General features: G+C 66.0%; 22 protein-coding genes. 9 read left to right on the top strand and 13 right to left on the bottom strand.

Annotated elements, in window-relative coordinates; translation table 11 throughout:
* Positions 1-7: 7 nt before the first annotated feature.
* The 12 genes from H0B56_RS16565 to H0B56_RS23525 all read right to left on the bottom strand — a co-directional run bounded on the left by H0B56_RS16565 (position 8) and on the right by H0B56_RS23525 (position 14,311).
* Entirely contained in the window at positions 8-724 is a 717-nt protein-coding gene (locus H0B56_RS16565; RefSeq protein ID WP_180893996.1) for a DUF6008 family protein, read from the bottom strand.
* 221 nt (positions 725-945) lie between these two features.
* Positions 946-3,228: a xanthine dehydrogenase family protein molybdopterin-binding subunit gene (locus H0B56_RS16570; RefSeq protein ID WP_180893997.1), complete on the bottom strand. Its 2,283-nt coding sequence runs from the start codon at positions 3,226-3,228 to the stop codon at positions 946-948.
* Complete coding sequence (locus tag H0B56_RS16575) at positions 3,225-3,698, bottom strand: 2Fe-2S iron-sulfur cluster-binding protein (protein ID WP_180893998.1); 474 nt, start codon at positions 3,696-3,698, stop codon at positions 3,225-3,227. Before H0B56_RS16575 ends, H0B56_RS16570 begins: the two co-directional genes overlap by 4 nt.
* A gap of 8 nt (positions 3,699-3,706) precedes the next feature.
* On the bottom strand, positions 3,707-4,567 hold the full coding sequence (locus tag H0B56_RS16580; protein ID WP_180893999.1) for an FAD binding domain-containing protein: 861 nt from the start codon (positions 4,565-4,567) through the stop codon (positions 3,707-3,709).
* A 330-nt stretch (positions 4,568-4,897) separates the two neighbouring features.
* Positions 4,898-6,037 carry an XdhC family protein gene (locus H0B56_RS16585; RefSeq protein ID WP_180894000.1) on the bottom strand — a complete coding sequence of 380 codons (1,140 nt, stop codon included), beginning with the start codon at positions 6,035-6,037 and terminating at the stop codon, positions 4,898-4,900.
* A 114-nt stretch (positions 6,038-6,151) separates the two neighbouring features.
* Positions 6,152-6,712 carry a YybH family protein gene (locus H0B56_RS16590; RefSeq protein ID WP_180894001.1) on the bottom strand — a complete coding sequence of 187 codons (561 nt, stop codon included), beginning with the start codon at positions 6,710-6,712 and terminating at the stop codon, positions 6,152-6,154.
* A 58-nt stretch (positions 6,713-6,770) separates the two neighbouring features.
* Positions 6,771-7,742, bottom strand: a complete 972-nt coding sequence (locus H0B56_RS16595; RefSeq protein WP_180894002.1) for a DUF1028 domain-containing protein — start codon at positions 7,740-7,742, stop codon at positions 6,771-6,773.
* Positions 7,739-8,539: an alpha/beta fold hydrolase gene (locus tag H0B56_RS16600; protein WP_180894003.1), complete on the bottom strand. Its 801-nt coding sequence runs from the start codon at positions 8,537-8,539 to the stop codon at positions 7,739-7,741. The genes H0B56_RS16595 and H0B56_RS16600 overlap by 4 nt, the downstream gene beginning before the upstream one ends.
* A gap of 102 nt (positions 8,540-8,641) precedes the next feature.
* Positions 8,642-9,823, bottom strand: a complete 1,182-nt coding sequence (locus tag H0B56_RS16605; protein WP_180894004.1) for a vWA domain-containing protein — start codon at positions 9,821-9,823, stop codon at positions 8,642-8,644.
* A gap of 18 nt (positions 9,824-9,841) precedes the next feature.
* Entirely contained in the window at positions 9,842-10,723 is an 882-nt protein-coding gene (locus H0B56_RS16610) for an AAA family ATPase (RefSeq protein ID WP_180894005.1), read from the bottom strand.
* Between the two features lie 97 nt (positions 10,724-10,820).
* Complete coding sequence (locus tag H0B56_RS16615; RefSeq protein WP_180894006.1) at positions 10,821-12,425, bottom strand: purine-cytosine permease family protein; 1,605 nt, start codon at positions 12,423-12,425, stop codon at positions 10,821-10,823.
* A gap of 323 nt (positions 12,426-12,748) precedes the next feature.
* Positions 12,749-14,311: a helix-turn-helix domain-containing protein gene (locus H0B56_RS23525; RefSeq protein ID WP_180894007.1), complete on the bottom strand. Its 1,563-nt coding sequence runs from the start codon at positions 14,309-14,311 to the stop codon at positions 12,749-12,751.
* Positions 14,312-14,594: 283 nt separating this feature from the next.
* On the opposite strand from H0B56_RS23525, the gene H0B56_RS16625 reads away from it, so the two are divergent.
* From H0B56_RS16625 to pgl, 8 genes are all read left to right on the top strand, one after another.
* Complete coding sequence (locus H0B56_RS16625) at positions 14,595-15,689, top strand: S-methyl thiohydantoin desulfurase family protein (RefSeq protein WP_180894008.1); 1,095 nt, start codon at positions 14,595-14,597, stop codon at positions 15,687-15,689.
* On the top strand, positions 15,673-17,235 hold the full coding sequence (locus H0B56_RS16630) for a hydantoinase/oxoprolinase N-terminal domain-containing protein (protein WP_219632833.1): 1,563 nt from the start codon (positions 15,673-15,675) through the stop codon (positions 17,233-17,235). The genes H0B56_RS16625 and H0B56_RS16630 overlap by 17 nt, the downstream gene beginning before the upstream one ends.
* 203 nt (positions 17,236-17,438) lie before the next feature.
* Entirely contained in the window at positions 17,439-19,823 is a 2,385-nt protein-coding gene (locus H0B56_RS16635) for a xanthine dehydrogenase family protein molybdopterin-binding subunit (protein ID WP_180894009.1), read from the top strand.
* Positions 19,820-20,698, top strand: coding sequence for an FAD binding domain-containing protein (locus H0B56_RS16640; protein WP_180894010.1), 879 nt, complete (start codon positions 19,820-19,822; stop codon positions 20,696-20,698). Before H0B56_RS16635 ends, H0B56_RS16640 begins: the two co-directional genes overlap by 4 nt.
* A complete protein-coding gene (locus tag H0B56_RS16645; RefSeq protein WP_180894011.1) occupies positions 20,695-21,198 on the top strand; it encodes a (2Fe-2S)-binding protein in 504 nt (167 codons plus the stop codon). Before H0B56_RS16640 ends, H0B56_RS16645 begins: the two co-directional genes overlap by 4 nt.
* Complete coding sequence (locus H0B56_RS16650; RefSeq protein ID WP_180894012.1) at positions 21,195-21,800, top strand: SRPBCC family protein; 606 nt, start codon at positions 21,195-21,197, stop codon at positions 21,798-21,800. The genes H0B56_RS16645 and H0B56_RS16650 overlap by 4 nt, the downstream gene beginning before the upstream one ends.
* Before the next feature lie 48 nt (positions 21,801-21,848).
* Positions 21,849-22,835, top strand: coding sequence for an LLM class flavin-dependent oxidoreductase (locus H0B56_RS16655; protein ID WP_180894013.1), 987 nt, complete (start codon positions 21,849-21,851; stop codon positions 22,833-22,835).
* 214 nt (positions 22,836-23,049) lie between these two features.
* Positions 23,050-23,832, top strand: coding sequence for a 6-phosphogluconolactonase (pgl, locus tag H0B56_RS16660; RefSeq protein ID WP_180894014.1), 783 nt, complete (start codon positions 23,050-23,052; stop codon positions 23,830-23,832).
* Between the two features lie 141 nt (positions 23,833-23,973).
* Here pgl and H0B56_RS16665 read toward each other — a convergent pair whose 3' ends face one another.
* Positions 23,974-24,759, bottom strand: coding sequence for a DeoR/GlpR family DNA-binding transcription regulator (locus H0B56_RS16665; protein ID WP_180894015.1), 786 nt, complete (start codon positions 24,757-24,759; stop codon positions 23,974-23,976).
* A gap of 221 nt (positions 24,760-24,980) precedes the next feature.
* On the opposite strand from H0B56_RS16665, the gene tal reads away from it, so the two are divergent.
* Positions 24,981-26,087 (top strand): transaldolase, encoded by a 1,107-nt coding sequence (gene tal, locus H0B56_RS16670; protein WP_180894178.1) that lies wholly within the window; start codon positions 24,981-24,983, stop codon positions 26,085-26,087.
* Positions 26,088-26,107 lie beyond the last annotated feature (20 nt).

Below are 26,107 nucleotides of genomic sequence, written 5' to 3' on the forward strand. Positions count from 1 at the left end.
GGTGGTGTCAGCTCGGCTGCGGTTCGCGCCGCCGTCGCGGTGCCTGCGAGGCGGGCTCGGCCGGTGCCCGGTAGGAGTCCGCGATCTCGCGCCGCTCCCGCCACAGGTGGAACAGGGCGATACCGAAGACGACGGTGCCCACGATGTTGGCGATGAAGTGCCACCAGATGCGGTAGGTCCACAGGCCAGGACCGGGGTCGAGCAGACCGAACCAGGTGGACAGCCCGATCGCCTGGCCGGCTCCGAGCGCGACCGACAGGGTCAGTACAAGGTGCTCGACGCCGTGGATGCCCTGCATCCACACGCCCATCCGTGCCCACGTGCGGGACCTGCTGCGCAGTGCCCGGCGTGTGATCAGCATGATCCCGGCGAGTCCGGCCAGGAAGATGACGTTGCCGGTCAGGTGCAGGATCTCCATGCCGAGGGAGGGCTCGGCGGGATCCACCCGGCCCAGCGCGGCGGCCAGCCCGTCACCCCACGGTGTCATCCAGGCGGGTGAGTTCGGGTGTGCCGTCCAGTAGGCGACCTGGGCGATGTGCTCCTGGACGTGCCCGAGCTGACCGAGCACGCCGAGGATGATCACACCCGCCGACGCCCGGTACAGCCAGGGACGTACGGGGCCGCGGTTGGCGCGGGCGAGTATCGCGACGGCTGCCCACATCGCCGCGGCCCACAGCACGAGCAGGGCCGCGGCGACGCTCCACAGCGGGGTGGGAATACCCATCGACGTCCATCTCCTTCGGGCGATAGGCGCGGCGGGCTGCGCCGCGACGGGAACAGCCGGTTCTCCGGGATCCCGTCCCACGGTAGGCAGTCGACGAGTGGTCCTCTGCTCCTGTGTTGGCGTGTTCGGCTTTTTCGTCCGGGCCGGTGATGGTCGTCGGTCGGTGCACGGTGACGCGGTCGCCGTCGCGTCTACGGGTGGCTATGGGCAGCTCGGATAGCTCAGTCCTGGTCCTCAGTCATCGCTTGCAGTACGGAGAACGGTGTGAGTGGTAACTCCTTCATGGTCGTGCCGATAGCGTCGGATACGGCGCACCCGATCACCGCGGCGACCGGAATGATCGGTGGCTCCGCTGCTCCTTTCGCGCCGAGTGGGCCGTAGGAGCAGGGGTTTTCCAGAATGGCGGCATCGATCGGAGGTGCGTCGGCGGCAGTGGGCAGCCGGTAGCTTTCCAGGTCGTCGTCGATCACCTCACCGTTGTCCCCGAGCCGGAGGTTCTCGAACAGGGCGTAACCGATGCCCTGCAGCACACCTCCCTGGATCTGCCCTTCGATCATCTGCGGATTGATCGCTCTGCCGACATCTTGAGCTACTACGTATCGCAGCACAGTCACCCGGCCGGTCTCGGGATCGACCTCCACCTCTGCCATATGTGCCTGATACAGCGGCGCCGCGAAGCTGGTGACCGCGGCGCCTGCCATGCAGCCGGAGTCGAACGGGATCGGCGGGGTGGCGAACTTGCCGGAGGCCCCGATCGGGCCGGAGTCGAACATCGCCGTGGCTACCACGCTGGCCACGGCCACGTGCTGATCGGGGACCCCGGTGACACGAACCGTGCCGTCGGCGATTTCCAGATCGTCGGACCCGGCCTCGAGCATGGTGGCGGCGACGTCGAGGACCTGATCCCGGACCTTGGTCGCGGCATCCAGGGCAGCGTTGCCCATGCCGTACGTTGTTCTACTGCCCTGTGCGCCGCCGTCGTAGCCGCCCGTATCGGTGTCCGTGGGGCTCACGCGCACGTCCTCGAGCCGCAGACCCAGCTGTTCGGCGACGATCTGCAGAACCCCGGTAGTGACGGCCCCTGTGCCGATCTCGGCGCCCGCGCAGGTCACCGTCGCGGTGCCGTCCTCTTCCAGCTTGATCGAGGCGGCTGCCGGTAATGGGTTGGTTATCCACGTCAGTGGCACCACGGCCACACCGCGAAACGGCTTCCGTTCGGTGTGTGCATCCTGCCATGGCCTGATCTCGTCAACCTTGTCCATGGCCTGCGTCAGGAATGCGTCGTCCAGCTGCTGGCCGTTGACCATCGACTCGCCGGCGCGGATCAGATTGTTCATCCGCAGTGTCCTGCGATCCATGCCCAGCTCACGCGCGATGCGGTCCAGGTGCTGTTCCTGGGCATACACGCAGTAGGGCCCGTTGACCCCGCGGAACGCCGCGGTCGGTGGTGTGTTGGTGTAGACGACCTTGCTGGCGTAGCGCGCGTTCGGGATCCGGTAGGTGCCGCCGAGGACGAGCGGCGCCACGTTGGCAACCAAGACGGTCTCGCCGCTGCTGTTCGCGCCGTTATCGGCGATGACCTCCCCGTCCTGCGCCAGGAGCGTGCCGTCCGCTGCCACGGCAGTGCGCAACCGCACGATCGCGTTCTCCCGTGGCCCGCACGTCGCCAGTTCCTCGCTGCGGCTGTTCAGGATCCGCACGGGACGCCCCGTCTTGCGGGTGAGGATGCAGGCGAACGGCTCCACCATGACGTCAAGCTTGCCGCCGAATCCACCGCCGATGGGGGGTACGATCACACGCACATCGGAAATGCGGATACCGAGCAGTTCCGCGATACGGCCGCGCACGTTGAACGGGAACTGTGTCGGTGTGTGTACGACGTACCGTCCCTGCTCGTACCGGGCGACCGCGACGTGCGGTTCGATGGGACTCTGGTGCTGGCGTTGCGTTCGGAACTCGTCCTCGACGACCAGATGCGCTCTGTCGAACGCCGCGTCCACGTCGCCGCGCTCGACCCGCGATTCCCAGGCCAGATTGCCGCCGCGCGTGCCAGGCATAGCGGTCTCGTAGCTCTCCCAATCGGGGTGGATCAAGCGAGATCCCTCCGCGAGGGATTGCTCGAGGTCCAGGACGGGTTCGAGCGGTTCGAGCGAGACGTCGATCGCCGCGAGAGCGGCCTCGGCCTGCTCGGCGGTGTCGGCCGCCACCGCGGCCAACGGCTCGCCGACGTAGCGGATCACATCCGTGGCGAACAGCGACTGGTCCTTCACGATCATCAGGCCGGACAGCCCTGGCGCGTCGGCGGCGGTCGCGACGGCGCGGACACCGGGCATCGAGGCGGCCTTGGAGCAATCCAGTCCGGTGATACGCGCGGCGGGCACGGTGGACCGGAGTACCTTCGCGACGAGCGTGCCGTGTTCGAGATAGTCCATGCCGTATCGCGCAGCACCGCGGACCTTGTCTTCCCCATCCGCCCGGCGTGCCGACGTACCGACGAGAGTCATTGCGGCCCTCCATTCGCGTTCGCAGCCGCTTGCGCCGCATCGATGATCTTCTGATATCCGGTGCAACGACAAATGTTTCCGCTGAGCGACGATCGTACGGTGGAGTCGTCTATACGGGACTCCGTTTCGAGTAGCGCCGTGAGCGTCATAACCACTCCGGGAATGCACGCACCGCACTGCACTCCACCGTGTTCCAACAGGGCATCCTGGATCCGGGTCAGCGGCTCACCGTCCGATTCCAGGCCTTCGACCGTGCGGACCGCCGCTCCTTCGGCGTTGGCGACCGGGTAGATGCACGAGTCGACCGGTTCGCCGTCGACGAGAACCGTACAGGCGCCGCAGCGCCCCTCGCCGCATCCGAGTTTGGCGCCCAGCAGACCGAACTGGTCTCGCAGGACCGACAACAGCGACGTCATGCCGGCTACAGTGACGTCGACGGGTTGTCCGTTCAGGGTGAAGGAATGGGACACGGCCCCTCCTATTCCGGGTCGGTGGTGAGACGCGCGAGGGCACGTCGAATCAGGGCGGGGAGCACGGCCGTTCGATACCAGGCCGGAGCGTCGCGGCCGTGCCGGGGAGTGAGTTCCGCCGCTACAGCCTCCCCTACGGCGTCGGTCACCGACAGTTCGTCGGTGGATCGCCCGACCAGCTCGGTCGCGGCCGAGCAGAGCTTGGCCACAGGCTCCACGCTGCCGACGGCGATCCGCGCCGTGCGCACGACACCATCCGATATATCGGCCGATACGGCCACGTTGACGATGGGATATTCACCTGTGGCACGGACCGTCAGGCGTTCGAAAGCGGATCTACGGTGACTCGGCGCAGGTACCCGCACCCGCGTGATCAGTTCTCCGGCAGGCCGCGCGTCGCGAGAGGTGAGATAATCGGCAAGGCCGACAACCTCGTTGCCTTCGGGTGAGTACAGCTCCAGCTGCGCTTCGGCGGCCAGTAACGCCGGTACCAGATCAGCCTCGGGGAACCCGATCGCGTTGATATTCCCACCGACCGTGGCTACGTTGCGCACCTGCGGAAACGCCGACTGGCGTGCGGCGGAACGCACGCATTCGAATGCCTGCCGTGCGTCGGCGGCGGCCAGCTCGGTGTGGGTGGTCAGTGCCCCTACGTCGACCGGGTCCCCCGGGGCGACACCGTGCAATTCGGGGAGTCGCTTCAGCGCCACGTACGCTCGCCGCGGGACGTCGTGTCGTTGGGACGCACGCATGGTCCATGTCCCGCCCGCGATCGCTTCGCCGTCCTCACCCAGCTCGGCGAGCATCGCTGTGGCCTCGGCCAACGACGTCGCGAGACGGACCTCTCCCGGGGCCAATGTTGTTGACACTCGCTACCTCCAACTCCAGCGAACTGTGCACGCGCATGGCGCGCGTCGTGCCCTCGCAGGATCGCGGTCGACCAGGTTCGCTGGTACGGACGTGCGCAGGCGCCGGGGCTGGGGCTGTGCTGCCGGCGCCGGCCTCGCCGTACCATGATCCGAGTATGAACAAACCACAAGGCATTCAGTGTGTGCAATACGCACAAGACCACCCGGCGTACGTGCCGGTATGCACAGCTGTCGAGTAACTCGATTCGACACCGGCCCGCGGCACTCTCCTCCGGCGCCGCTTGCCGTACTGCGAAGCCATGTGACCGCGGTTGATCCGTGTTCAGCGGTTCAGCCTGCGGTACGGGAAAGACGCTGCCCGGTCGCACCATGGATGCTCCCTGTGGTCTGCGACAGCGGCAGGGCGTCCGCGCCGCCTCGCTTCGCGATGATTTCTGCCGCGATGGAGATGGCGGTTTCCTCAGGGGTATGGGCTCGGAGATTGAGGCCGACAGGCGAGGACAACCGTGCGAGCTCGGCGTCCGACAGCCCCAGCTCGCGCAGTTGATCGAGCCGTTGCTGATGGGTACGGCGCGACCCCAAGGCACCGATATACCCCGCACGGGTGCGCAACGCCAGCTCCAACAAGGGAATATCGAACTTGTGGTCGTGCGTGAGCACACACAGTACTGTCCGGTTATCGATCAGGTCGCCGTGCACGGCGTCGCTGAGAAACTGGTGTGGCCAGGAAACCACGACCTCGTCTGCTTCGGGGAAACGTTTGTTCGTGGCAAATACGCGACGCGCGTCGCACAACGTGACGTGGTACCCGAGAAACTTGCCGACCTTGACGACCGCGGCGGCGAAATCGATGGCTCCGAATACGAACATACGCGGCGGGGGTGCGAATGCGTGGACGAACACGGCGACATCGTCGCGCCTGCGCTCACCGTGTTCGCCGTAGTGGCGAATGCCGTTGGTGCCTTGCTCGAGCATGGCGAGCGTGTCCTCGACTACCGCGGCATCCAGGTGCGGGTCACCGAAGCCGCCGTGTACGCGATCCGGCCGGACGACCATTTCCTCACCCAGGCTCGCTCCTGTGGTCACTACGGTCGCGGTAGCGACCGGTTGACCAGCGTAGATCGAGTCGAACAGCGCACCGAGATCAGTATTGGATGCCGGATCGACCGGTTGGACCAGTATGTCGATGGTTCCACCGCATGTGAGGCCGACAGCGAACGCGTCGTCGTCAGCGACACCGTAGCGTTGCACCGTAGGTTGTGTGGTTTCGAGCGCCTCTTGAGCCAGTTCGTATACCGCACCCTCGATGCAGCCGCCGGAGACGCTGCCCACTACCTCACCGCCGGAAGAGACCGCCATTGCAGCTCCGGGAGGGCGTGGTGCGGAGTGGAAGGTGTCGATCACGGTTGCGAGGGCGAAGCGGTTACGCCCGGCATACCATGGCTGGATCTGTTGAAGGATGTCGCGCATGTGGACCTCTTGACCGATCTGTGTCGAGTTGCTGCGGCCGGCAGCCGGATCGCGCGAACGTCCGGCTCCACTGTCGGAACGGGAACGTGAGCGCAGACGGAGTTCGGCTCGGGATCAACCGCGGGTTCCGCTGCGGGTGACCCGCTCAGGGGTGATTCCAGGTCCGTACCCGACGCCGCGGCCGTCCTGAGTTCCGCCGACACCAGGGCGCTCTTCGTCGTTGGGGGCCATCGGCGATGCGTGGAAATGCCACATCTTCCAGATCGGATTGCCGAGGCCGTCGTCGCGCTGGTAGACCTCCGTGGCACGCAGCCGGAAGTTGTCGTAGTCGCCGTCCGACAGCTCCCAGGTAGCCGAACCCGTGCCGTCCGCACCGATCCGGCGTATCGGGAAGATTCCCTCGCAGGCGAGCCAAGCCATGTCCCCCGATATCGCCAGCCGCATGATCTCGATGTCGGGATACATCACGATGTCGATTTCCTTCTTGTAGTGCTCCCACAATTTGGTCTTCTCGTCGATCCCGAAGTACGGATGCCCGTTCAGATTGAACATCAGGTAGGACATTCCGGCCGGGAACACCGACTGCATGTCCGGAATGACCAGCTTGTGGTTGGACTCCCACCAGATCCGGTGCAGTTCGAGGATCTCGTTCCGGTCCTGCTTTTCGGTAGACATTTCTTCTCCCTTATCGCGTTACGTTCGGCGGACGACGGTTGATTCCGGAACCGTCCGGTCAGCGGTCCGGCTCACTGTGCGGGTCCGGCACAGCCGGTGAGCCGCTCGGCGTGAGCAGCGTGTCGAGGGTGGCTGGATCGCCGGGCCACATCCCGGCACGAGCCAGTCGCCGGACGAGGGACGTCGTGCGGGGTTCGGTACGTATGGCCTGTTGAAACGCGCGCCGTGCCTCGTCCTGATGGCCACTGCGGGCCAGCAGCAGACCCTTCCAGACTGTCGGTTCCACGTTCTTCGCACCGACCACTCTCTGCGCGGTGTCGAGCTCGGCGAGAGCCTGCCTGACGAGCTCCGCGTCGGCAGTGTGTTCTCCGCTGAGCAGCCCCTCGGTCTGCAGCATCCGTAAGAGCCCGCCGAATGCCTCGGCATGGTCGATGAGTCGCTCCAGCTCGTCGAGCGGGTCAGGGGCGTCGTCGACCCGAACATCGATCACCCGATCCTCGGCCAGACGACCGGTCGGCGTGCCGCGTACGATGAGCATGGCGGAGGATTGGCGACCTCGGATATCGCCACCGTGACGCTCCGCGGCCCGAAGTGCGGCCAGCATCCGGTGTGCGAGGCTGCCGTGGGCGGTTCGGAACGCTTCGGACATCGCCGGCCACACAGACCCGGATTCGACCAGGTTGGCGTGGGTGCTGAGGCCGTGGTCGGTGGTGTGGCCGGCCGCGGAGATGCACGCGGAGCCTGTGTGGACGACCGCGGTTCCGTCCGCAGCCATCAGCGCGACTTGCCTGTGCGCGGAGCCGGGATCCTGCTCCAGCAACCGGGCGAGCGCGTCGTGCGGCGCGTGACCTCGTCCCATGAGTTCCAGCCCGTGCGGCCCGTAGGACGGCTCGACCATCGCCTGGGTAGCGACAGCACCGACACCCGCGGTCGCCCACGGGACGAGGCGTCCGACCGCGAAGAAGTGCGACTGGACGGCGACCCCGATGTCTCCGGTAGCAGGGTCACGTGCAAGCAGTGAGTAAGTCATGCGGATCCGGTCCCTGCGAACTGTCGGTCGAGTAGTCGGGCGATGTGCCCGGGACATTCCAGCATCGGCATGTGTCCGATACCGGGCAGGATGACCTGGCTTGTTCGCAGGACTCTGGCCATCTCGAGGCCGAGGGCAGGAGTGCACGTGACGTCGTGCTCACCGCTGACCACAAGGGCCGGGCAATGGGTTCGGCTCGCCTGTTCGGTGGCGTCGCTTTCGATCGTCGCTGCCCATACTCGCTTCACCGTCTCCACATCGTTGGGGTTGGCGAGCTCGAGCGCCTTGCCGATGACCTCTTGTGAGCAGCCGGGGCCAAAGGTCATCGTCGGGAATACCGTCCGGAAGGTGCCTTCGACCCCCAATCGGTCGAACATATCGAGAACACCGGACACCTCGACACCGTCGAAGTTCAGCGAACTGCCGATCGCGGTAACCGACGCGACCCTGCCCGGCAGAGCGGCGGCGACACAGCACGCCAACGTCCCCCCGAGAGATCCGCCGACGACGTGGAACGGTCCGCTCGGCAGTTCCCGCTCGATCACCGCGAGGCAGTCGGCCGTCCATGCGGCTAGGGAGAACTCGCCGGAAGCATCGGAACCACCGTGGGCACGTAAGTCGGGCATAACACAGTGGCCTCTCGGGTCAAGCAGTTCGACCACTTCGGTCCAGATCCGTCCCTGGGTGTTGATGGGGTGGATCAGTAGCACCGCTGGTTCGCCCGGCGCGCGTTCACCAGCCGACCAGCCTGCGATGCGGCCTGCCGGGCCGTTGATGTCGAGTTCCCGCGGCTTCATAGCGCTCCTTCGGGGTGCTGATCCCGAACGGCAGCGGCACCCGGTCCCGTCGTCGTGACCGGGTGTTCGCCCCGCCACCGGTGCGGTAGCCGGATGATCGCGTCACGCATCGCGCATCACGCCGAGAAGTTCCTCCAGGGCTGCCAGCGAATGTCCGGCCACGAAGTGGTCTACGTAGGGCAGCACCGCGACAATTCCGCTCTGGACCGGCTCGTAGTCCGTCGCGCCCTTGTGCGGATTGACCCAGACAACCGTTCTTGCCAGACGACCGAGGCGTGCCACCTGCTCGGCCAGCTCGTCGGCTGATCCCCGCTCCCATCCGTCGGAGAAGATCGCGACGACGCTGCCACGAGCGGTCCCTCTGTGCCCCCATCGGTCGAGGAAGGCATGCAGCACCTCCCCCAATCGCGTCCCACCGGAGTAGTCGGCGATCGTCTCCGCCGCTGCCCTCAGCGCGGAATCCGGGTCACGCATCCGCATGGCGCCGGTGATCCGTGTCAGCCGGGTGCCGATCGTGAACACCTCGCACGCATTGGGCCGGTATCGGGCCAGTACGTGTGCGAAGCGCAGCAGGGCGTCGGCATACGGGGCCATGGAGCCCGAGACGTCGATCAGCAGGACGATCCGGCGTGGGCGAGTATCGGGTCGATGCCGTCTCGGAGCGGCCAGTTCACCGCCGGCGGCAAGCATGGCGCGTACGGTCCGGCGCGGGTCGACCTGTCCGGTAGCACGTGAACGTCTGCGCCGGGACCGTCGCACCGGCAGCCCGGGTCGCAACAGTTGCAACAGGCGCGCCATCTCCTGCCGCTCCGCACGGCTCAGCGAGGCGAGATCACGGTTTCGCAGCACTTCCGCCGCGCTCGCCCTGGCCCGTATCACCGGTGGGAGAACGTCGCTGTCGGCCCCAGCCGGATCCTCGCTCGGGCCGCCGTCCTCCGTGAACGGGACGCTTGCCTGCACGACCGGCGATTGGCCGCGCATCGTGGACTGTTCGTGTTCGGGGTCGAGGGAGAAATACGTCTCGAAGACCGCATCGTAGATCGGCAGGTCGTCCGGTGACGAAGTCAAGGACAGTCTGCCTGCCCAGTAGAGCGCGCCTGGCTGGTCGGATCGCAACACCCGCGCCGCCGCGACGTAGGTGGCTGTACGGGTCGAACAGACCGCGACGCCCGCGGCGGCGAGAGCCCGCGCGAATCCGACGAGAGCGGTGGGTGCATCATCGATCCGCTCAGCTACCACTCCCGCGCCACGGTAGTCTCCGGAATTCGGGCTGGACGTCGTCATCGCTGCCTCGCTTCGATATCAGTACGCCATAACCTGGGAGAGTCCCTCTCGCTCCACTCGCTCGATGTCCTCGCGGTACTTGAGGGCGGCTCCCAAGGTGAGCGCTGCGAAGCCCTGGTCCAGTTGTTCGCATCCCAGCGCCTGTAGCGCACTTGCCCAGTCCAGCGACTCGGCCACACCCGGCGGTTTGATCAGCTCGGCGGTACGCAGGCGGGAGGCCGCGGTCGCGACGTCGTTGGCAAGACGTTCGGTGATTTCCGGGAGCCTGCGCCGCAGGATCGCGACCTCCCGCTCGAGTGAAGGGTGCTGCACCCAGTGGTAGAAGCAGCGTCGTTTGAGCGCGTCGTGCACTTCACGGGTGCGGTTCGAGGTCAGCACCACCAGTGGCGCGGCGTCGGCCCGCACCTGTCCCAGCTCGGGGATGGACACCGTGAAGTCCGAGAGCACCTCGAGCAGGAAGGCCTCGAACTCATCGTCGGCACGGTCGATCTCATCGATCAGCAGAACCGATCGCGGTGTACGCAGCGCGCGCAGGATGGGACGAGCCAGCAGGAAGCGTTCGTCGTACAGCTCCGACTCGGCCGCGGCTACGTCGATATGCCCGTTGCCCATAGCCTCGATCGCACGCAGGTGCAGCAGCTGCCGGGGAAAGTCCCAGTCGTAGAGCGCTTGGGACGCGTCGATGCCTTCGTAGCACTGCAGACGGATGAGCTCGCTGCCACGTGTCTGCGCCAGCGCCGCGGCCAGGGATGTCTTGCCGACACCGGCCTCGCCTTCGAGGAACAATGGCCGCGCCATGTTGTCGGCGAGAAACGCCGCGGCACTGATGCCCGCGTCGGGCAGATACCCGGCACGCGACAACGCGGAGTTCAGGGCGTCGGGTGTCGAACACGTAGCCATGATGCGATTATGCGGAGACGGCGGATCGTTCAGTGTGTGCAGAGCGCACTCGGACCACCTTGACGTCCGGCAGTCTGCACCGCCGGAGCGCCTCGTCTCAGTACTCCGCTGCCTCTCGGCGGGCCTGCCTGACGAACGTCGGGCTGGCCTGTGCGCAACTGGCACAGATCGCCCGATGCTCGTTGCTCGGGTCCCGGTCCATCTCGACGGCGATGTAGGCTTTCTCGCAGCGGTGGCAGCGCACTCGCGCTTCCCACGGGTCGTCCACCTCGTGCCTCGGGTCGTGCGGACGGGACAGTCCCGATGCAGCCGTCTTGCCCGTGGACAGCACGATCAGTTCGGTGATCGCCGACACCACGAACGCGACCGGCAGCGCCAACGTCGCTGACCACGACGTCTGCTCGTCGATGCCGATCATGAGCATGCCGACCCCGGTGCCCAGGCCCCAGGCGAGCAGGGACTGCCAGTTGACGGCGGCCACGCGGCCGGAGCGCCACTCGGGCCGGGTGGCGCGATCGCGCACCCTGTGGCGGAGGACGAACACGAGGGCACAAGCGGTCCAGGTTACGCAGAGGACGGACGTGTACCGCAGCGCGATCAGCAGGTAGCTGAAGACATCACTGAGCATGATCACGTAGACGATCGCCCCGACGATGACCACCCACGACACGCGGGACAGCTTCAGCTTGAATGTCTGTGCGAAGACGTTGGCCAGGTTGCTCGTGGCCAGGTAGAAGTTGGCGGTGTTGATCCGGGTCTGGCTGATCCAGACGAACAGCAGGCCCCAGATGCCCATCAGCTCGACGATCCCGATGACGCTCGATATCTCGGATAGTGGGCCTTCCGTCGGGATCGTCAGCGCGACGAAGATCCCGATCAGGCCGTTGGCCACGATGGTGAACAGGTAGAACCCGGGGCCGAAGGTGAACCATCCGTTGGTCCGGACGTCCCGCCTGCTCGTGCGGCCGAAGCGCGCGAAGTCCCACGTCGCCATCATGAGCACCCAGTCGCCCATGTACACGCCGAATGCGAACAACCAGCCCGGGCCGGCTACAGAGGGCATTTCGGGTTGGTAGGTCAGCCAGCCCGACGAGGCGTCCAGTTCGACGACGGTCCAGACGACGACCGCGACGAGCCCGAGGACGTAGAAGGGGAACAGGAATCTGTTGAACTTGTCCAGGAACGCCCGGATGCCGCCGATCGCCAGCGGGATGCTGTACAGCACGACGACCAGGTACCACAGGCTCAGGTCGAGGCCGCCGAAGTAGTGCTCGAAGGCCACCGCGATCACCGAGCCTTCGAACACCGCGAACCAGATGGCGATGGCAGCGATCGTCAACGGCGCGAGTACCGCACCCGACGAACCGAAGAGGCTGCGGGAGAACAGGCTCACCGTGGTTCCGGTGCGTGCCGCGTAGACAGACAGGACGTAGTTGACCGCGCCGTACACGACGACCGCGAGCACCATGCCGATGATGGCGTCCCGGGTGCCGACGGTGAGCGTGACCAGCGCGGCAAGGATCACCCAGAACATCGCTGTGCCCAGCGCCCACCAGGCGCCGAACAGCGACCGCGGGGGAAGGCGCCATTCGCGTGGCACGACGTGTGCGGTGTAGTCCTCGGTCGCGGCTTCGCGTACGACCTGTGGATCGTCGGCGTGGGTGACCTCGAGTGGGGGAATCCTGGGGACGCTGGTGCTCATCTCGGACAGCTCCTCGCATTCGATAGGGACTTACGCGCCGATGCGAGTATGAGCAGCCCGCGGATGGTTCAGTATGTGCAGCAGGCACACGAACATCCAGCGTTGCGGACAGAATGCACCCGGTTGAGCCGTCCAGGGGAGTCAACCACCGCGCCTGCCCGCAGGGTGCCGTGTGTGGGTTCGTCGCGTCGGCGTGGGTGAGCGTTCTCGTCGTGTCCCGAGCGATCGACGGCACGTCACCGGATGCGTCGTCCGCCGCCGACAGCGGCGTGAAGGTGACGAGGGACCCGGAACCGGCCGGCGGTCGCTTGTGGCTCCGGTGGTCACGAGTGGGACGTGCCGACGATCCGGTGAGCGCGGCACGCCAGGTGCAGGAACAGCCGCTGGTCGGGGTCGTCGATGTCGACTCCGATCAGGTCGATCGCCCGCTGCAGCCGTGCGCGGACGCCGTTGCGATGCAGATGGATCGCCTCGGCTGTGCGGGCAACCGAACCGCCGGAATCGAGGTACGTACCCAGGATCTCGATGGTCTCGTCACGCCGCGCCTGGGACACCTTGTCCAACGGCGCGAACAAGGCATCGACCGATTCCTGCACCGTCGGCGACCCGAACCACTCTACGATCGTGCTCCGGATCCCGACGGCGTCGAAGCTGATCGGATGGTTCGCGCGCCGCAGCGAGCGCGCATGGGTAGCGGCCACCTTCGCCTCGGTTGCGCTGCCGGCGATGCCGGTCATCGCGGCGTGCACTCCGCCGATCCCGACATAGGCCCGCAGGTTCGGCACGGCGTGCTGCAGGGCGGCCAGGACCGAGCCCATCAGCCGATGGACGCGCAGTCCCAGATCGCGCGGCGGGGATGACGAATGGTGGCTGTGCAGCAGCCACAGTGCCGCCGGTTCCTGCGCCGTATGCCAGATACCACCGGAGGTGGATGCGGTCGTCAGCGCGATCCGGGCCAGGCGCTCCCTGGTCTCGTAGGCCAGCAGGCCGTCCGCGATCCCCTCCTGCGGGATGTCCAGCTCGAAACGTCCCACGATGTGCCAGGCATCCACCGGAATACCGAGTTTGCGGGCTTGTGGTGACAAGTCGTCGCGGGTCTCGCGGCTGGCTCCGAGTAGCTGCCTGAGCACCTCATCCACGGACAGCATGTTGGTGCGCTCGGCTTGTTCAGTGATGAACGCCGTGCGGCTGGTCTCGGCTGCGAGGCGCCACAGCACCATCTCCAGCAACGTGTTGGCGTCCGCGTCGGACAGCCGTGCGGAGACGAACTGTTCACCCTCGGGTTGGTTGACGATGGCCGGTACGGCCAACAGCTCGGTGCCCTCCTCGGGCGGCTCTGTCGTGACCCGGATTTCGTAGCCGAGCAGGCTCGAGCCAATCGTCGCGAGGTCCGTAGGTGTGCTGCCCTCGCCTGCGAGCCGGTCGATAGCGTCGATGACCCGCCGCACCCGTTCCATCGTGAGGTGCAGTTCGTCGGCGATCTCTTGCGCGACGACGTTGAGCACGGTGTTCAGGTCACGATCCGGCGACAACCGGACGAGCGCCAGCCCGCTCTTGCGGCACATGCTGCGAGCTGTCAGGGAGACGCCGGCGTCTTCGGGCGCGGTCAGCATCAGGCCGGCTACTTCGCGGCTCACCGCGCGACGCACCGCCACGTCCATCAGGTACCCGTCGGCGATGTGTGACAGCCTGCGATCGAGAACCACCAGCGCCCCGGCACCGACCTCATCGAGTTGATCTGTCGAATCGATCAGTCGAACCTCGGCGATGTCGCGGTCGATGTCGCCGTCGAGCGCGATGGCGTCCTCGGGCCGGTTCAGCTGTAGCTCGGCCAGGATCGCGCGCAGTGACCGGCGGGACGTGCCGGACGGTAGCTCGACCGCCACGTGGGGGCGGTCTTGTGCAACACGCACCGAATGGCTTGGCATGGGTTCACGATGCACCTTCCCTGTTCTGTTCGGCAACCGTAGATTCATCCCGACAAATGGAGGTTTGATTGATGAGCGGATTCGCGGACATTTCAACCATGCGTCCTCCGGACGGTGGCTCGGCCGGCCTGAGCGAGCGGACTCGTGGTGGCCGGATGCTCACCGGTGGAACGGGCGTGGTGCCCGGCCTGCGATACGGGCGACACGCGCGAGATGAGGTTCTGGCCACCGGGGACGCGTCATGAGTCAGGAGTTCGAGACGAGTCTCGGCGAGCACGAACTGGCCGACCTGGCCGTTGGCTGCACGGTGCTCGCAGGCGGAGGGGGAGGCGATCCCCGCGTCGGATTGATGATGGCCATCAACGCGGTGCAACACCACGGCCCCGTTTCGGTGATTCAACTCGACGACGTGGCGGATTCGGACACCGTCTTCGCCGCGGGCATGGTCGGTGCACCCACGGTGATGATGGAGAAGATAGCCAACGGCGGCGAGGGCAGGGTCATCCAAGACACGCTGCAAGCCCGTCTCGGTACGCGGATCTCCGCGATGATGCCCATGGAGATGGGCGGCATCAACGGTGTCCTTCCGGTGGCGTGGGCCGTCAATGCCGGGCTACCGCTCGTCGACGGCGACCTGATGGGTCGCGCGTTTCCCGAGCTTCAGATGTGCACCCCGCACCTGCACGACATCCCATCCCGGCCCAGCGTCCTCGTCGACGAACGGTCACAGGCGATCACGTTCGATACGGCTGGGAACGTATGGCTGGAACGCCTGATGCGCAACACGGTGTCGGTGCTGGGCGGATGCGCATCCGCGGGTCTCTATCCGATGTCCGGTGCCGTAGCGCGGGGTCCCGTGATCCGCGGAACGGTCAGCACCGCGGTCCGGATCGGCCGTGCGATCCGGACCGCGGGAGCCAGCCCGTTCGAGGCCCTGGACTCCGAGGCAGAGGTCTACCCGCTGATCACTGGCAAGGTGATCGACGTCGAGCGCCACACCGCGGGCGGGTTCGTGCGCGGATCGGCCGTGATCGAGGGCACGGAGACCGACTCCGGGCGCCTGGTTCGCGTCGAGTTCCAGAACGAGAATCTGGTCGCGCTGGAGGACGGGGAGCCGATCGCCACGGTGCCCGACATCATCACGCTGCTTGATCGGCACACTGCCCACGGCATCGTCACCGAGCACATCCGTTACGGGCAGCGGGTCGTCCTCTCGGTATTCCGGGGGCCGACCCAGTGGCGCAGTGAGGCAGGGCTGCGGGTGGTAGGCCCGCGGGCCTTCGGTTACGACGTCGAGTTCAAGCCGGTGGAGGAACGCCATGCCCCGACCCATTGACCTGCGACTCGGTATCGACGTCGGTGGTACCAATACCGACGCGGTCGTGGTGGACAACAATCAGCGACTGCTCGCCCAGTTCAAAACCCCGACCACGTTCGATCTCGGCACGGGCATTCACCAGGCGATCGCCGGCGTGAGTTCGGTCCTCGATGCGCCACTCGACAGAGTGACCCATGTGATGCTCGGGACGACGCACGCCACGAACGCCATCCTCGAGGGCCGCGAGCTACTCAAGACCGCGGTCGTGCGGATCGGTGCGCCCGCGACGTTGTCGATTCCGCCGTTGCTGGACTGGCCAAGCGAGTTGCGCGCCGCGGCGTCGGCCGGTGAGGTGATCGTGCCCGGCGGCAGCGAGGTATCCGGAGAGCCGATCGTGCCGTTCGAGAGGCAGGAGCTGGTTCGCTTCCTCGAGGAGCACGCGGGCACGATCGAAGCGGTCGCGATCACCTCGGTCTTCTCGCCGGTATCGGCGGAGCACGAGCTGGAGGCGGAGCAGGTGGTCCATGAGGTACTCGGGGACGTGCCCGTGTCTCTCTCGTACCGGATCGGCTCCCTGGGACTGCTCGAGCGTGAGAACGCCTGCGTGCTCAATTCCTCGCTCGTTGGTGTAGCCCGTAAGGTGGTCAGCGGTCTGAACGACGCCCTCGAGCGCAATGGGATCGACGCGGTCGCCTATCTGACCCAGAACGACGGCACTCTGATGGGTTTGGACTATGTGCTGCGTTTTCCTGTGCTGAGCATCGGTAGTGGACCGGCGAACAGTATGCGCGGGGCCGGTTACCTCACCCAGGAGACCGACGCACTCGTGATCGATGTCGGCGGAACCTCGACCGACATCGGAGTGCTGGTGAACGGATTCCCGCGGGAATCGTCGGCCGCGGTGAACATCGGGGGAGTCCGGACCAATTTCCGGATGCCCGATCTCAACAGTATCGCCGTGGGCGGCGGTACCAAGATCGCCCAGGATGGCGACGGCATCAAGGTCGGCCCCGAAAGCGTCGGCCATCGCCTGGTGACCGACAGTCTCGTATTCGGCGGAGCATCTCCGACCTTGTCCGACGCCGCGGTGAGCGCTGAGCGGGCCGACATGGGCAAGCGTGACCTGCTGGCCGATACGGCAGTCGATCTGACCGGCGCGCTGCGAATCGCCGATGAACGTGTAGCGATCGCGATAGATCAGATGAAGACCACCCGAGGCGACGCGCGCGTCATCGCAGTCGGAGGTGGAAGTGTCGTGCTACCGCCGGAACTCGAGGGAGCCAGTGTCGTGCTCCACCCCGAGCATTACGACGTGGCAAACGCCATCGGAGCGGCCATCGCCTCGGTCTCCGGCCAGGTCGACAAAGTGTTCAAACTATCCGGACGCACCCGCCAAGAGGTTACCGACGAGGCGACGACCGACGCGCGCAATGAGGCGATCAGCGCGGGCGCCGACCCGGCGGCCGTCGAGATCGTCGAGATCGAGGAGGTTCCCATGGCTTATCTGACCGAACCGGTAATCCGGATCCGCGCCAAGGCCGCCGGCCCACTCAGCACGGTTTGAGGCGGGTCGCGATGACGAAGGAAGCACGTCGACTTGTCCGGATCGACCCACATCCGTCTCCGGCTCCGAGCCGCGCCGGCGAACGAGGGCTGATCGCCTACGGCGGTTCAGGACGGATCCGTTCCATGCAGCGAGACGCCCTCTGACGTAGCCGGGCCCGGATCCGGCTCGGCCCACCAAACCGATATCGAGGAGTTGCTGTGATGACCACTACAGAACCCCAGTCGACCAAGTATGCGGGAAAACCACAGCCAGGTATCGATGACCCGAGCCTGCTGACGGGCAGTAGCACATACATGGATGACATCACCGTGCCGAGGATGATCGAGGGCGCGGTGTTGCGTAGCCCTGTAGCGCACGCGCGTATCACCCGCATCGACGTGAGCAAGGCGCGGGAGCTCCCCGGCGTCTTCGACGTGATCACCGGCAACGATCTGGTCGAGATCGCCGGCGAGCAACCCGTCATCTGGTATCCGATACCCGAGCAGCGCATCGCTCGCGCACACGCGCTGGCGACCGACACCGTGCGGTGGGTCGGTCAGGGTGTCGCGGCGGTTGCCGCCGTCGACCGGTACGTGGCCGAGGATGCACTGGAGCTGATCGAGGTCGACTACGAGCCGTTACCCGTCGTCGCCGACCTCGAGCAAGCGCTGGCGCCGGACGCTCCGAAGCTGTACGAAGACTGGCCGGACAACGTCAGTGGATCGATGACGTTGACGGCGGGGGATGCCGACGCCGCCTTCGCCGAGGCCGATGTCGTCGTCGGGGCGAGCTTCCGGCACCACCCGGGTTACGGATGTCCCATCGAGACTCGTGGCTGCATCTCGAACTGGGACGTCTTCTCGGGCCGGCTCGATGTGTGGCTGGGGACCCAGTCGCCGAATCTCGCCAGGGAGCTGTTCGCTCAGGTCCTGTCGCTGCCCGTCAGCAAGATTCGTGTGCGCACACCCGAAATCGGTGGCGGGTTCGGGTTGAAGTTCGACTTCTACCCGGAAGGCGTCATCGCCGCGATCCTGTCCCGGCGCAGCAAGCGGCCCGTGAAACTGCTGGAGGACAGGCAGGAGAGTTTCGTGGCCTCGTCTCGGTCCCGCGATATGCGGCACGACTTCGAGATGGCGCTGCGCTCGGACGGGACGATTCTCGGCCTGCGCGGTACCGCTTACGGCGTTCTCGGCGGAGCCCTGGGCACGGTGGGAGCCGGCCCCCCGTGGGCGTCGGTGCTCACGTCCATGGGGCCGTACAAGATCCCGAACCAGGAGCTGACGCTCAAGGCGGTGATGACGAACCGATCGCCCTACGGTTCCTACCGCGGTTGGGGTGTGCCCAAGGGAAACATCGTGCACGAGCGGCTCATCGAACTCGCCGCACGCAAGCTCGGGATGAGTCGAATCGAGCTACGCAGGATGAACTTCCCCGCGCCGGACGAGTTCCCGTACTTCAGCGGAGCGGCATTCACCTTCGACAGCGGCCGGTACGCCGACTGCCTGGATCTCGCTACGTCCGCCGTCGAGGAGCGTGGCTGGAATGAGCTGCAGCGCGAAGGGCGCGAGGCGGGCCGATCGATCGGAATCGGATACGGCTTCCACATCGAGCCCGGTGCGTACGGACCGAGCCGTGTCCTCAACATGGTCGGTCTCGATCACTCGGGCTTCGACGAGGTGTATGTCCGCATGGACTCCGCAGGCAAGGTGACGGTCCTGTCGGGGCAGATCTCGACAGGACAAGGGACGCACACGACCTACGCGCAGTTGGTCGCCGAGGGGCTCGGCGTCCCGATCGAGGACGTTACGGTCGTGACCGGCGACACCGAATCCTGTCCGTACACCGGCTACGGCACCGGCGGCAGCAGGGCAGCCACGTTGGGTGGCGCGGCTATCGTCAACGCCACCGGACGGCTGAAGGCGAAGATCCTGCGCATCGGCGCCGAGCTTCTCGAGGCGGATCCTGAGGATCTGGAGCTCGACAACGGCCGGGTATCGGTCCGCGGCGCCGCCGATTCCTCTGTTTCGACCGCCGATATCGGCTATTCCGCCTACCGGATGCTGAACGGGCGGCTGCCCGAGTCCGAGACGCCGACACTTGAAGAGGTGGACGTCTTCGACCCGGCGAACATGACGACGTCCTACGCCTGTACCGCACTGCTGGTGGAGGTCGACAGGCAGACCGGAGCCGTCAAGCTGCTGGACTGCCTGCAGGCCCACGATGCGGGTGTGATCATCAACCCGCTGCTTGCCGACGGGCAGCTCGCAGGCGGCTTGGCGCAGGCCTTCGGTGGCGGGTTGTTCGAGGAGTTCGTCTACGACGACGACGGTCAGATCCGCACTGCGAGCTTCATGGACTACCTGATCCCGAGTGCCACGGACATTCCACCGTTTCACTTCTATCACCAGGAAACCCCGGCTCCGCACATCCCGGGAGGCATGAAGGGCCTGGGCGAGGCGGGGACCATTGCCGGGGTATCGGTGGTGGGAAGCGCGATCGACGACGCATTGTCCGATCTCGGGGTGACCGTGTGCGAGTTTCCGATGACACCGCCCCGATTGCTCGAACTCATCCGTGCGGCCCAGTCAGGAGAAGCAACGACATGAAACCACCGCCGTTCGAATACCGCAGCGCCCACGACAGTGCCGAGGCCGTGACTCTGCTGACCGAGTACGGCGACGACGCCAAGATCCTCGCCGGTGGGCAGAGCCTCGTCCCGCTGATGAACTTCCGGATGGCGCGTCCATCGGTGCTCATCGACATCAATCAGACGCAGGACATGACGCATATCCATGCGGAAGACGGCCACCTCGTCGTCGGTGCGATGACCCGTCAGCGTGTCCTCGAACGCGATCAGACAGCGGGCTCCGCCGTTCCGCTCTTGCCGGCCGCGCTGGCCCACAGCGGCCATACGACCAATCGCAACCGGGGTACGTTCGGCGGCAGTTTGGCACACGCCGACCCGGCTGCGGAACTGCCGACCGTGCTGGTGGCACTTGGCGGGGAACTGACCGTGCAAGGTCCGTCCGGAAAGCGGACGGTTCCCGCCGAGGACTTCTTCCTCGCTCCGCTCGTGACCAGCCTGGAATACAATGAGATCCTGCTCTCGGCGCGGCTGCCCCGGTTACCGCGTGGCACCGGTGTCCGAGTCGAAGAACTCGCTCGCCGCCACGGCGATTTCGCCATCGTTTCCGTGATGGCAGCGGTCCATCTCGACTCGAACGGACGTGCGGACCTTGTGCGCATTGCGGCCGGCGGTGTCGATTCAACACCGATCCGGTTGCACGAGGCCGAGGCACAACTCTCGGGAACCACGTTGGACGACGCCGGGATCGACGCGGCTGCCGTAGCCGCGGCGGATTCCGTTCAACCGACCGACGACGTCCATGGTTCGGCCTCGTACCGGCTCGAGATGGTGCGAGTGCTGGTCGCTCGAGCGATCCGTTCGGCAATCACTCACCAGAAGGAAGGCCACCCATGAGCGATAAACACACGATCACCGTCACCGTCAACGGGCATGTATACACCGACGACTGCGAGGCGCGGATGACATTGGCGGACTTCCTGCGCCGCCAGTGCGGACTCACCGGCACCCATCTCGGCTGCGAGCACGGGGTTTGTGGCGCCTGCACGGTATTCCTGGATGACGTCGCTGTCCGTTCGTGCCTGACGTTCGCCGTCCAAGCCGATGGTGCCCGCATCAAGACAGTCGAAGGGCTTGCCGAAGGCGACGAGCTCAATACGCTGCAGAAGTCGTTCCAGGAGAATCACGGGCTGCAGTGCGGATTCTGCACGCCCGGAATGCTCATGTGCGCAACCGAGTTGCTGCGCGAGAACCCGAACCCGACCGAGACCGAGGTGCGCGAAGGAATCTCGGGAGTGCTGTGCCGGTGCACCGGCTATGACGGGATCGTCAGGTCGGTCATGGCGGCTGCTGACAGCCGGCGCGACGGGGTCTCCGAGAGTGGGAGTATCAGTTGAAGATCGAGCAGGAGATAGTGGTACCCGCTCCCAAGGCTGAAGTGTGGAAGTTCTTCCACGACGTTCCGTCCGTCGTGGAGTGCCTGCCGGGTGCCGAGATAACCGAGCAGGACGACGAAGGAAACTACCGTGGTCAACTGGCCACCAAGCTCGGTCCTATCGCGATCAAATTCGAAGGCAAGGCCACCGTCGTGTTCGACGAGAACGCATCACAGGTGACCATTCACGGCACAGGTGTCGATCGCAAGGGCGGTAGCCGCGGGGAAATCACTGTAGTCGGCGACATCAGTGATACGGACGCCGGAACACACGTCGGGATCAAATCCGACGTCACATTGTCCGGGTCCGCTGCCCAGTTCGGGAGAACCGGCCTCATAAACGACATATCACAACGCATGCTGGGCGAGTTCGCCACCTGCGTCGAAACCAAACTCAACGCCACACCCGAAACGGCAGCAAGGACCGTCGCTCCCGAGCCGCAAGGGATAAGCATCATTCTCAGAAGCCTGTGGGCACGGCTGAGGCGCCTCATCGCGCCACGTCGCTCCCGCGCTGCGACGGAGCGAACAGGACAGGATTCGGACCAACGTGAGCGTGAGTAAGCCCATCAGACTCGGACATTGAGTCGAGATCAGCATCAGGAGCAGCCAATGTCGAACGAGCCACCTGTCGGCGTATTCGTCACCACATCGACCCCGCCGGAGAAGATTCCGTCGGTGGCCGCCGCGGCCGAGGAACTCGGATACGGGGAGGTGTGGGTCGCCGAGGATTACTTCTGTTACGGCGGATTCACCGGCGCGGCCCTCGCGCTGCAGGCAACGGAACGAATCAAGGTAGGGCTGGGGGTAGTCGCGTCGACGCCCCGGCATCCTGCCGTCACCGCCATGGAGATCGCCACCCTGGCCCGGACCTATCCTGGCAGGTTCCTGCCGGGCATCGGGCACGGTGTGCCGTTCTGGACGCACCAGATGGGGCTGACCGCGAAGTCACCGTTGACCGCGCTGACCGAGTGCATCGATGGAATCCGTGGTCTGCTCGCGGGAGAGACCCTCGACGCCGAGGGTGACTACTTCACGTTCCGCTCAGTCGCCGCCACGCATTGCCCCGAACAAGAAGTGCCCCTGCTGACCGGGGTCGTGGGACCGAAATCGCTGCGGCTGTCCGGCCGGATCGCCGACGGCACGGTCATGAGCGTCCTGACCGGCACTGCCTATCTGGACGGTGCCACGAAGCACATTCACGAGGGCATGGCCGAGACCGGGCGCACCGATCACCTCACTCCCACGTTGGCGCTGTTCAGTGTCGACAAGGACAGCAAGCGAGCCAGGGACGCGGTGCGTCAGGTGGTCGCTCAGTACATCACCGTTCTCGGTCCGAAGAACCCCCTGACCGGAGCGTTCGGCTACAACGACCACGTCGCGGAGCTGCTCGAGCGGGAACCGGACCGATTCGCCGAGGCAATGCCCGACGAGTGGATCGATACGCTTGCCGTTGCCGGGAATCCGGACGAAGTAGCCGCTCGGATCACCGAGCTGCGCGCCGCAGGGGCCACGAGCGTCGTGCTCGCTCCCGTCAATGGTGACACTGTCCATGACGAGCTGCGGCTCACGGCGTCGGCAGTCTTGCCCCACCTGTGAGCTGCGAAGACCGGGCACGCGCCGGTACGTTGGCCCGCATGCCGACCGGAGGTCTGGTGTGGTCTGCCACGCCACCCGGATTCCGTACTCGACCTGCTACCGGCCGTTCCGCCACCGCACGGTGCCGGTGCGGCGGGCATCGACACCGCACAACGACGTCGACACGCCCCCACCTGCGGTGGCGTGACCATCGGTCCGGCGAAGGAGTTTCTTGATGGCACACACCCCAGCACGGGCGCGGACGGGTGACCGGCCAGAGCTGTCCGTGCATGCCGATAGCGACGAACTGTCGGCGGCAGTGGCCGCACGGCTGCTCATGCGCATCGTGGACGTGCAGGCGACTCGGGGGGCGGCGTCTGTCGTACTCACGGGCGGAAGGACCGGGATCGCCGTCCTGCGACAGGTGTACGGCATGTGCACTGACAGCGCGGTGGACTGGAGTAGAGTGAATGTGTTCTGGAGCGACGAGCGCTTCGTGGATCGCGCCGATCCGGAGCGAAACGAGCAGCAAGCGCGCGAGGCGCTCCTCGATCACGTTCCGGTCGATCCGGAACGGATCTACGCGATGGAGGCGCGCGGCGGCCGGTTCGGTACCGACGTGGAAGCTGCCGCGGCAGGTTATCGCGACATTCTCGCTGCCCACTCGCTGGATGCTGGACGCCCGTTGTTCGACATATGCTTGCTCGGAGTAGGGGAGGAGGGCCACATCGGCTCCCTCTTCCCGCACACCCACGCGGCAGCGGAGTGGGAGTCGGGGGCAGTGGGCGTGCGGGACTGTCCGAAGCCGCCTACGACACGTATCACCCTGACACTCGCCTCGATCTGTCGCGCCGATGAGGTGTGGCTGATCACCGATGGAGCAGCCAAGGCGGGCGCGGTGGCCACGGCGCTGACGACAAGTGACTCGCAGGCACTGCCCGCCGCAGGTGCGCGCGGGCGGACTCGTACTCTCTGGTTCGTCGATGAGCAAGCAGCGAGCCGAGTCGAGTACGTGTGAACCCGTGACGACGATGGGTTCGCTCGTACCCGCGAAACATTCGTGGTCGGGCATGGTCCCGGTACGCGCCGGCGACCGTGGCCGCAGCGATCGGGCAATGGTTGGTATGTCGCGTTGTCGCGGGAGTCCGTGATCGTGCGACTATCCGGCACTGGACTCTGTTTCGATCAGGTAGGGCGTGCGCGTGAGCTGGTCGCCGTACTGTTCCGCTGTGCCGGTCGGCAGCTGAGGATCGGTGATGATCTGGGTTATCTCGTCGAGGGCGGCCACTTTGGCCAGGGTGTGGTGACCGAACTTGGAGCTGTCGGTGACGACGATGGTGGAGACGGCCGCGGCGATCATCGCGCGCTTGATCGGGACTTCGAGGGTGTTGGTGTTGGTGATGCCTGCTGCAGGATGGATGGCATCGGCGCCGAGGAAGGTCCAGTCGGCGGCGTAGTCGGCCAGGAAGGCTTCGGCGCGGTCGCCGACGAGTGTGTATACCGATCCGAGCAGTTCACCGCCGGTGACCAGCAACCGGATGTCGGGGACGGTGGCGACGAACTTGGCGATGCGCAGGTCGTTGGTGATCACGGTCAGACTCTCGTGGGTGCGCAGGGCGGCGGCGACCTCGTAGGTGGTCGAGCCGCTGTCGAGGATGACGGTGTCACCGGGCCGTACGAGGGCTGCGGCGGCAGCCGCGATCGCGGTCTTCTCGCCGCGGCGTTCGGTCTGTTTCATGGCGTAGGGCAGCTCGCCCGCTACGCCGGGGGCCGGGCGAGCGCCGCCGTGGGTGCGTTGCACCTGACCGGCGCGGGCGAGAGCGTCGAGGTCCCGGCGAATGGTCGAGGTGTCGACGCCCATGCGGTTGGCGAGCTCTCTGGCCTCGACGTAGCCGTCGGCGAGGAGCCGGTGCAGGATCTCGCGCCGACGAGTACTAGCGAGCATGGAGTCCCTCCAGCGGACCGTCGTGCATGATTTCGTGCACACTGTATCAGCTTGTGCAGGAGGGAGAAATTCCGGGGATACGTTTGTGCGGGCTGTTTTCCCTGGTTTTCGTGTGCGATATTGACAAGAACCTGATGAGCTGATGCACACTGTAGCTCACATAGATGCACGAAATCGTGCACATCGTGGTCGAGCTGTGCGAGTGTGGAGGGAGTCGCCGGATGGGTGAGGCGTTGCGGGAGCTGGCGTCCAACGGTGTGGCGGTCTGGCTGGACGAGTTGAGCCGGAGGCGTCTACGGTCCGGCAACCTGGAGGCGCTGGTACGGAGTGGCCAGATCACGGGGGTGACGACGAACCCGACGATCTTTCACCGCTCGTTGAGCGAGGATGTCGCCTACGCGGATGAACTCGTCGACCTGGCGCAGCTGGGGTTCTCGGCCGACGAGGTGGTGCGCGTACTGACCACGGCCGATGTGCGGTGGGCGTGCGATGTCCTGCGTGGCGTGCACGACGCCAGTGATGGCCGTGATGGCTGGGTGTCGATCGAGGTGGATCCGCGGCTGGCGCACGATACGGCGCGCACGGTGGCTGAGGCGCGACTGTTGTGGTGGATGGTCGACCGGCCGAATGTGCTGATCAAGATTCCGGCGACGGCGGCGGGACTGCCTGCTGTCGCGGCGTGCCTGGGTCAGGGAATCAACGTGAATGTCACGTTGATCTTCTCGGTGGATCGTTACCAGGCGGTACTGGTGCGGTTCCTGGAGGGCCTGGAGGCCGCGTACGAGTCCGGCCGGGATCTGTCGCGGATCGGGTCCGTGGCGTCGTTCTTCGTCAGCAGGATGGATGCCGAGGTGGATCGGCGGCTGGATGCGGCCGGCACCACGGAGGCCGCGGCGTTGCGGGGACAGGCTGCGATCGCGAACGCGCGGTTGGCCTACGAGCGGTTCGAACATGTCTGCCGCAGTGATCGGTGGCGGCACCTCGAGCGGGCCGGTGCCAGGCCGCAGCGCCCGTTGTGGGCATCGACGGGGGTGAAGGACCCGGCGTATGACGACACACGCTACGTGACCGAGCTGGTTGCGCCGCGGACGGTGAACACGATGCCGGAGGTCACGCGGCGGGCGGTGTCCGATCACGGTGTGATCGGCGGTGATCGCGTCCGGGGCGGCTATGACGAGGCCCGGAGCGTGTTCCGGCGGCTGGCCGCGGCGGGTGTGGACTACGACCTGGTGGTGCGCCGGTTGGAAAGCGAAGGTGTGGCCGCGTTCCAGGAGTCGTGGAACGGGCTGCTGGAGGATGTGGACAAGACGATCGCCCGCGTGCGGTGACGTATCGGCGAGAACGGTAG

Source organism: Haloechinothrix aidingensis, from assembly GCF_013450155.1.
In the GTDB taxonomy this organism is placed as follows: domain Bacteria; phylum Actinomycetota; class Actinomycetes; order Mycobacteriales; family Pseudonocardiaceae; genus Haloechinothrix; species Haloechinothrix aidingensis.